Here is a 6,717-nt window from a genome sequence, read left to right as displayed (position 1 = left end):
TGACTCCTTGTTCAGGCACTCCCGGCAACTGCTCCTGCGTTGCTCTAGCTCCTGCATCCATGCAGTCGTGCTTCGTTACAACTCCGGTCACATAGCTACGGCTATGCTCCCTCCGTTGTGCCTCGCATAGCACCTGCCCAAGTAGCCAGAAATATATGATTCCATATGGCCAGCTACTTAACTTCCAGCCCATAATCCACAACTCACCCCCCCAAAAAAAACATCTATGAACTTAATACCCGTAATCATGTCTGGCGGCTCTGGCAGCCGCCTCTGGCCTCAGTCCAGAGCTTTGCACCCGAAGCAGTTTCTGCCACTGGTCAATAAACAGACCATGCTTCAGAACACGGTGGCCCGGCTGAGTGGCTTGTATGCTGTGGGGGCGCCAGTGGTGATTGCCAATGAGGATCATCGTTTTCTGGTGGCGGAACAGCTTCGTCAGATGGGGCGTAGTGCCGAGGCGATTATTCTGGAGCCGGTGGGCAGGAATACGGCACCTGCCGTTGCGTTGGCGGCTTTAAAAGCGTTGAACCAGGCAGATCACAAAGAAGAGCCGGTTTTGTTGGTGCTGGCGGCGGACCATGTGATTCAGGATGAAAAGGCTTTTCATCGGGCAGTTGAGGCGGCATTGCCAGCAACAATGGCTGGTAAGCTGGTGACGTTTGGTATTGTGCCTACCCATCCGGAAACGGGGTACGGTTATATCAAGGTGGGTGAACAGTTAATTGATAACTGTGAAGAGGAGGGGGCAGCTGACAAAACAACTGAACCTGACCCCTCATCAATCACAACTACCTACTCTGTAGCACAGTTTGTTGAGAAACCGGATCTGGAGACTGCTCAGGGCTATCTGGCTGCTGGCGATTATTACTGGAACTCCGGCATGTTTCTGTTTAAGGCTGCCCGCTATCTTGAAGAGCTGAAGCGGTTCCGCCCAGATATTCTGGAAGCCTGTGAAAAAGCGATGAGGGTTCAGAACCCTGACCTCGATTTTATCCGACTGGATGAAGAAGCCTTCAGGGCATGCCCGGATGACTCTATCGACTATGCAGTGATGGAAAAAACGACGGATGCCGTTGTTGTTCCGTTGGATGCGGGATGGTCTGATGTTGGTTCCTGGTCTTCTCTTGCTGATATTTCTGAGCAGGATGAGCTGGGGAACTCGGTTCAGGGGGATGTCCTTCTACAGGATACTACCAATAGCTATGTACGCAGTGAGAAAAAGCTGATTGCCACGGTTGGGGTCAATGATCTTGTTGTGGTAGAAAGCGACGATGCCATTCTGGTTGCACATAAAGATCAGGTGCAGGATGTCAAGAAGGTAGTCGAGTCGCTCAAAGCCGCAGGACGACCTGAGGTGAATCTGCACCGGAAGGTCTATCGGCCCTGGGGAGCTTATGATGCCATTGATATGGGTGAGCGTTTTCAGGTCAAGCGCATTATGGTCAAACCTGGTGCCAGGTTGTCGTTGCAGAAGCATTATCATCGTGCTGAACACTGGATTGTGGTGAAGGGCACAGCACTGGTGGAAATTGATGGGAAAGAGGTTTTGTTAACCGAAAATCAGTCCACTTATATTCCTATTGGAGCGGTGCATCGGCTGGAGAACCCGGGGAAGTTTGACCTTGAATTGATCGAAGTTCAAAGTGGCGGGTATCTTGGTGAAGATGATATTGAGCGTTTTGAGGATACCTATGGAAGAGTTTGAGGTGATTTCAGGGCATGAGTAACTCTCAGCTTAGTCATTGTCCTTAATGGTGGTCAGGGTTTGAAATCGGCATCGATCACCTCTTCAAACTGCCATGGGCACGGGTTCGGAAATGATGAGGCTGGTATCCCGGTTTCATCATGAGCATCTTCCACTGCATCTCCGTAGGCGAGAGGCAACATTTCAGGAATTTTTGACTTCAGGCCGGGGTTAGCCCTGAACAGTCGACGTATCTGTTTTCTCTGTTCTTTGATGGTGCTTTCCAAGCTATGGCCGGTGAGTCGTTTGTCTGGTTGGTATTGCCATTTCAGCAGGTGCATCAGCAGTACTGTCAGACGGGATTGCAGTGCCCGGTAGTCACTTCGGCCCATGCCCTCGATTTCCTCAAGAATGTTATGAAGATCCAGTTCGGCTATCCGGCCACTGCGTATCAGTTCTGCCTGTTGCTGAGTCCAGCTGTAAAAGTCTGTCTGGTATAAATCCTTCATGGGGTGGGCTCCATTATTTCAGTCAGTGCAGAAAAGCGTTAATACCCGTACACCCTGTTCATCCTGAGGGCCAGTCGAAGGGCGGAAACGCCGGACTCTGATAGATCGTGCCAAGCACCCTTCGACTCCGCTCAGGGTGAACGGAGATTCGACTTCGCTCAGGGTGAACGGAGATTGTACACGTCAAACTCATTGAAACCATGTACTAGCTGCTGCGCTATCTTACTGTCGTTAAAGAGAGTGTTTGCTGTATTATTGATCAGCCACAGAGTTATCGAATATTTAGACAGCTTCCAGCATAGCATGGTTCCATTGTTTGTTAAGGAGTTAGGTATTGACTTTCACCTGGATCGACTGGCTGATCGCCGGTATTGTTATCATCTCCGCGCTTATCAGTTTAAAGCGCGGTTTTTTTAAAGAGGTTCTCTCCCTGTTGACCTGGCTGGCCGCTATTTTTGTTGCCTGGTCGTTTGGTGGTGCCCTGTCAGAGCGATTGACTGATTACATAGCCACTCCATCCGTTCGGGTAATGGCGTCCTGTGCCTTGCTGTTTGTGGCAACGCTGATGGTCGGTGCGCTGGTTAATCGTATTATTGCTGAACTGGTTCAGGTGACGGGGTTGTCGGGTACTGACCGTATTCTGGGTATGGCGTTTGGTGGTTTGCGAGGCTGTTTACTGGTGACGATTCTCGTTGGCCTGCTGACGCTGGCTCCCCTGGAGCAGGATCAGGCCTGGCAGCAGTCGGTGCTTTTACCCCATTTTATGCTGCTGGCTGACTGGTCCAAGCAGACAGTGGTTGATGTTATGGGGCCGTTGATGCAAAGCTAACTGATGGTTTTTACATGAGAATAAGTCAGTATCTTCTCATCGGCAGTTACCAGTGGTGCGGCTAATGATCTGGATAGCGCGACAATAATCCGGTCTGCCGGGTCTTTATGGAACTGGCCAGGTAAGCGGGTGGATTCAATGGCCACTTTGTTGCTTAAGGGTTCGAAATGCAGTGAATCCACCTGCTGCGCGAATCCCAGCCAGGAATCCAGATCCATGGTCAGATTCAGACGACCTCTGTCGACCAGCATGGCGATCTCCCAGCTGGTGATGGTGGATATTATCAGGCAACCGTTGTTTTTCTGTTCCTGTTCAATGGCATTACGTGCGGCTGTACTGAGTTTATGGCAGCCGGACAGCCACCAGATCAGGATATGGGTATCAAGGACGATCAATGGTTGGCCTCCCAGTCTTCATCGGCAACGGGGGCGGTTGGGTCATCATAGAGAAGCACCGATCCCTGCAGGGTTTCCATGGGTGTTTTTGATGCCCTGTGGCATGGCTCTGAGATTCCTGAATAAGAGCTGTCATTCACCTCGGCAGACGTATCGGTAATGCTCTTATCGTAAGCTACCTTCCCCTTTAATAACCCATGCCCCCTGTTATCTGCGGCTGTTGTATATGGCACCAGCCGCATGACCGGTTTTTTACGCTGGGTAATGATAATGTCGGCATTTTCTTCCAGAGCCAGGCGCACTAATTCCGAGAGCCTGGTTTTTGCTTCATGCATACCAACGGTTATCTGGTTTGAATCTTTTGTCATGGTGGGACTTTCTAGCTAATTAAACTAGATTAACCATAGTCACTTGTTCTGTATTGTGCAAAAACTTTTTAGCAGTTTGCTGGTCTTAAGGAAAGTTGTGGTTTTCGTAATCCACTGATTTAGCGTATTATCTCAGGCTCTCCGTTATCAGGGATAAACGGGTTTAAAGTGATTGAACAGGCAATTTTAATCATTAGTTCCGATAACGATATTAGCTGATCAATCCTGAGGATGAGTGCATGTGTGGAATTGTCGGTATTTCGGCAACGGTGAATGTTAACCAGCTGTTGTTCGATGCGCTGACTGTGCTGCAACACAGGGGGCAGGACGCTGCGGGGATGGTGACTCTTGATGAAGGTCGCTTTTTCCTGCGTAAAGATAACGGGCTGGTGAAGGATGTCTTTCGTACCCGTCATATGAAGCGGCTTAATGGCTGCTCCGGCCTTGGGCATGTTCGATACCCGACGGCGGGTACTTCCAGTTCAGCAGAGGCCCAGCCATTTTATGTTAACTCGCCTTATGGCATCGCTTTAGCCCATAACGGCAACCTGACCAATGCGGATGATATCAAACAGTCGTTGTTTGAAAGTGACCTCCGCCACATTAATACCCACTCCGACTCTGAAATCCTGCTGAATGTTTTTGCCCATGAACTGGCCAAAGAGGGTAAGCATAAACCGCTGGCAGAAGATATTTTCAACGCAGTAACCGGTGTTTACCAGCGCTGTGAAGGTGGCTTTGCTGTGGTGGCCCTGATTAATGGTCATGGCATGGTCGGTTTCCGGGATCCCCATGGCATTCGGCCGCTGGTCTATGGTAAGCGGGAGACTGAGAACGGTGCTGAGTATATGCTGGCGTCAGAATCGGTGGCCCTTGATGCCCTGGACTTTGAGCTGGTGGGTGATGTTGCTCCGGGAGAAGCCATTTATATTGATGAGCAGCGTCAGCTCCATACTTTCCAGTGTGTGCCCGGTAAACTCACTCCCTGCATGTTCGAGTACGTGTATCTGGCCCGCCCGGATTCCAGCCTGGATGGTATTTTTGTCTATCAGTCCCGTCTGCGTATGGGGCAGACGCTGGCCAATAAAATCCTCCGGGAATGGCCGGATCATGATATTGATGTGGTGATGCCCATTCCGGATACCAGCCGAAACTCTGCCCTGGAGATGGCAACCCGCCTGGGTCTGCCTTATCGGGAAGGTTTTGTTAAGAATCGTTATATTGGCCGGACCTTTATCATGCCCGGTCAGGCCATTCGCAAGAAATCTGTGCGCCAGAAGCTGAATGCCATTCATCAGGAGTTTGCCGGTAAGAATGTGCTGCTGGTGGATGACTCCATTGTCCGTGGTACCACCTGTGAGCAGATTATTGAGATGGCCAGGGATGCCGGGGCCAAAAAGGTGTATTTCTGTTCAGCGGCTCCTGCCATTCGTTATCCCAATGTATACGGCATTGATATGCCAACCCGGGAAGAGCTGATTGCCCATGGTCGTACGGATCAGGAGGTTTGTGAACAGATCGGTGCCGATAAACTGATTTTTCAGGATCTGGATGATCTTAAGAAAGCGGTTTCTTCTCTTAACCAGGCCATTGACGATTTCGATTGCTCCGTGTTTGATGGTTGTTATGTAGCCGGTAATATTGATGCTCATTATCTGGAGCAGCTGGCTTCCAGCCGGAATGATGATAGTCGTCAGGCTGAGAGTGATATTATTGATCTTCATAACGAAGGGGATCTTTGACTTGTTTTGCTTAATGGAGATTTATTGGTACATGCTGGTGATCTGAAGGGATCGCATGTCAAACGAAAACCGCCACTGGCGGTTTCTCCATTTGGCCAGCTCGTCCAATATGGGTTGTTGTTCGAGTTACAACATATCGGATTAACCCGGTCTAGAGGTTGGGGATTCGGTGGTCAGGGTTTTGGTGTTCGAGTCTTCGGTTGTCGGGGTTTTGTTGGTCGAGGCTTCGGTGGTTGAGTCTTTGGTGGTCGAGTCTTTGGTTGTCGGGGTTTTGGTGGTCAGGGCTTCGGTGTTCGAGTCTTTGGTGGTCGAGTCTTCGGTGGTCGGGGTTTTGGTGGTCGGGGTTTTGGTGGTCGAGGCTTCGATGGTTGAGTCTTTGGTGGTCGAGTCTTCGGTTGTCGGGGTTTTGGTGGTCAGGGCTTCGGTGTTCGTGGTATTGGAGATCGGTCTTTTGTTGGTTGTATGTCGACCAGACAACGCCGTTGTAACAGGCGCTGCTGCAACTGTATAACTAGCGCTGCCCCACTTTTTGTCTTGACAAAAAGCATCCATCGAATTGTGATATACGACTAAAGAATCTTTGTCATTTGGTAGTGTGATTAAACCAGATTTATTGGTGCATTGTGATGAATTTTGATAGCACGTTATAGAACGATCAGCGGGAACTACTCCGTCTGGATTGCTTTTCCAAGTTGCGACACGCACTCGGCGTAGTGGGTGAAGTTCATTACAACATAACGGATTAACCTTATCATTTCCTGTACATGTAACGCATACTGCTGTACAGGTCGGTTCTTCGGTAGTCGGTTCTTCTGTAGACGTTAGTCTGGTAGTCGGTACTTTGGTGGTCGTGGTGTTGTAAGTTTTATTTTGGCCAGACAACGCCGTTACATCAGGAACTACTGCACCTGGAAGGGTTACATTTCGGGCAGACAACGCCGTTGCAACAGGAGCTGCTGCACCTAAAAGGGTTAAGGCATAAATGCCACCTGAAGTGGCCCCAAGCAACCCAATGGCTGTAGCTGCTGCCAGAAAAGGGTGATTGGCAACCCATTTAATCGCCCTGGTTCCATAACTTCGTTTATCCTGACTCACACCCGATTCGGCATCGCTTTGTGGAACCTGTCCATAATTCTTAAGCTCAATAAGATTTGAATAACCTGCTCGATCCATAATAATGCTCCTGA

Annotated in this window: 7 protein-coding genes; 3 read left to right on the top strand and 4 right to left on the bottom strand. The window is 49.8% G+C overall.

Annotation, left to right across the window (positions count from 1 at the left end; genetic code table 11):
* Positions 1-226: 226 nt before the first annotated feature.
* Complete coding sequence (locus CX664_RS20960; protein WP_101748613.1) at positions 227-1,708, top strand: mannose-1-phosphate guanylyltransferase/mannose-6-phosphate isomerase; 1,482 nt, start codon at positions 227-229, stop codon at positions 1,706-1,708.
* Positions 1,709-1,761: 53 nt separating this feature from the next.
* Here CX664_RS20960 and CX664_RS20955 read toward each other — a convergent pair whose 3' ends face one another.
* Positions 1,762-2,196: a DUF29 domain-containing protein gene (locus CX664_RS20955; protein ID WP_101748612.1), complete on the bottom strand. Its 435-nt coding sequence runs from the start codon at positions 2,194-2,196 to the stop codon at positions 1,762-1,764.
* Positions 2,197-2,530: 334 nt separating this feature from the next.
* Between CX664_RS20955 and CX664_RS20950 the strand changes: the two genes are divergently transcribed.
* Positions 2,531-3,025, top strand: coding sequence for a CvpA family protein (locus CX664_RS20950; RefSeq protein ID WP_101748611.1), 495 nt, complete (start codon positions 2,531-2,533; stop codon positions 3,023-3,025).
* Here the strand turns inward: CX664_RS20950 and CX664_RS20945 are convergent.
* Together CX664_RS20945 and CX664_RS20940 are read right to left on the bottom strand one after the other, a co-directional pair.
* The gene (locus tag CX664_RS20945; protein WP_101748610.1) at positions 3,022-3,420 is read right to left on the bottom strand and encodes a type II toxin-antitoxin system VapC family toxin; all 399 of its coding nucleotides are present in this window, start codon (positions 3,418-3,420) and stop codon (positions 3,022-3,024) included. The genes CX664_RS20950 and CX664_RS20945 overlap by 4 nt on opposite strands.
* The gene (locus tag CX664_RS20940; protein ID WP_101748609.1) at positions 3,417-3,788 is read right to left on the bottom strand and encodes a type II toxin-antitoxin system Phd/YefM family antitoxin; all 372 of its coding nucleotides are present in this window, start codon (positions 3,786-3,788) and stop codon (positions 3,417-3,419) included. Before CX664_RS20940 ends, CX664_RS20945 begins: the two co-directional genes overlap by 4 nt.
* A gap of 239 nt (positions 3,789-4,027) precedes the next feature.
* On the opposite strand from CX664_RS20940, the gene purF reads away from it, so the two are divergent.
* Positions 4,028-5,530: an amidophosphoribosyltransferase gene (gene purF, locus CX664_RS20935; protein WP_101748608.1), complete on the top strand. Its 1,503-nt coding sequence runs from the start codon at positions 4,028-4,030 to the stop codon at positions 5,528-5,530.
* 141 nt (positions 5,531-5,671) lie between these two features.
* Here the strand turns inward: purF and CX664_RS20930 are convergent, their stop codons facing one another.
* Entirely contained in the window at positions 5,672-6,703 is a 1,032-nt protein-coding gene (locus CX664_RS20930) for a hypothetical protein (RefSeq protein ID WP_101748607.1), read from the bottom strand.
* Positions 6,704-6,717 lie beyond the last annotated feature (14 nt).

The sequence above is a fragment of the Endozoicomonas acroporae genome (assembly GCF_002864045.1).
Lineage (GTDB): Bacteria > Pseudomonadota > Gammaproteobacteria > Pseudomonadales > Endozoicomonadaceae > Endozoicomonas > Endozoicomonas acroporae.
This window is presented reverse-complemented; position numbering and strand designations above follow the sequence as displayed.

Coding starts and splice junctions, on each gene's coding strand:
- CX664_RS20960 (WP_101748613.1), top strand. CDS start 227: ATGAACTTAATACCCGTAATCATGTCTGGCGGCTCTGGCAGCCGCCTC.
- CX664_RS20955 (WP_101748612.1), bottom strand. CDS start 2,196: ATGAAGGATTTATACCAGACAGACTTTTACAGCTGGACTCAGCAACAG.
- CX664_RS20940 (WP_101748609.1), bottom strand. CDS start 3,788: ATGACAAAAGATTCAAACCAGATAACCGTTGGTATGCATGAAGCAAAA.
- purF (WP_101748608.1), top strand. CDS start 4,028: ATGTGTGGAATTGTCGGTATTTCGGCAACGGTGAATGTTAACCAGCTG.
- CX664_RS20930 (WP_101748607.1), bottom strand. CDS start 6,703: ATGGATCGAGCAGGTTATTCAAATCTTATTGAGCTTAAGAATTATGGA.